At 77.4% G+C, this 1,055-nt stretch carries 1 protein-coding gene; it reads right to left on the bottom strand.

Annotation, left to right across the window (positions count from 1 at the left end; genetic code table 11):
• Positions 1 to 1,055: ROK family protein (locus K4G64_RS41610; RefSeq protein ID WP_374206515.1), on the bottom strand; the 1,055-nt coding region annotated here is incomplete at both ends.

The raw sequence follows: 1,055 nt of genomic DNA, 5'->3' as shown, positions 1-1,055 counted from the left end.
CCCCCACGCCCGAACACCGGACCCAGCACCAGCTGAGCCGCCCCCACAGCCACGGCCCCGTCTCCGCCGGCCGCGACGCGCACCGGTACCGCGTCCTGACCCGTTCGCCGGGCTCGGGCCTCCAGCACCGCGTCGACCCCGCCCACGAAGGCCTCCGGGGCCGCCGCCACCGTCCGGCCGCCGAGCAGGACGACGTCGATGTCGAGCAGCCCCACGAGGTTCGCCGCCCCGGCCCCCAGGACCCGTGCCGCCTCGCGCAGATCGCCGCGCGCGACCGCACCGAGGCACAGGGCCTCGACACAGCCCCGGTTCCCGCAGGTGCAGGGCGGGCCGTCGAGCTGGATGACCTGGTGGCCGAACTCGCCCGCCCCGGTCCTGGCACCCCGGTGCAGGCTGCCGCCGATGACCAGTCCGGCCCCCAGCCCCGTGCCGAGGTGCAGGTAGGCGAAGGAGCCGCCCTCGCCCCCGGCGGCCAGGCCCAGCGCCGCCGCGTTGGTGTCCTTGTCAACCACGACCGGCACGCCGAGCCGTCCGGCCAGCGCCTCCCGCAGCGGGAAGCCGTCCCACCCGGGGAATCCGGTCACCCGGTGCAGCACACCCCGGACATGATCGAGCGGCCCGGGCAATGCGACGCCCACTCCCAGCAGGGCCGGATCGAGCCCGGCCAGTCCAGGCAGCGAGCCTCCGGCACGCTCGGCACGTCCCGGCCGGGAGCCCTCGTCAGGCCCGGCCGACCCGGGCCCCAAGCCCCGGTCAGACCCGGCCGACCCCGACAGCACACCTTCGCCTTCCCCCGCGGAACCCGGCAGCGCACCCTCGCCGAGCCCGGCCGACCCGGGCCCCAAGCCCTGGCCAGCCCCGGCCGACCCCGACAGCACACCTTCGCCTTCCCCCGCGGAACCCGGCAGCGCACCCTCGCCGAGCCCGGCCGACCTCAGCCGCGAGCCCCGGTCAAGCCCGCCCGGCACAGGCCGCGCATCCCCGTCGGACCCGGCCACCCCCGGCCGCACGTCCCTATCAAGCCCGACACCGAGGCCAAGCCCAAGCCCAAGCCC

It is taken from the genome of Streptomyces sp. WAC04114 (assembly GCF_019733245.1).
Classification (GTDB): domain Bacteria; phylum Actinomycetota; class Actinomycetes; order Streptomycetales; family Streptomycetaceae; genus Streptomyces; species Streptomyces massasporeus_A.
The sequence above is the reverse complement of the archived record's forward strand: the minus strand, read 5'-3'. Positions and strand labels throughout refer to the sequence as shown.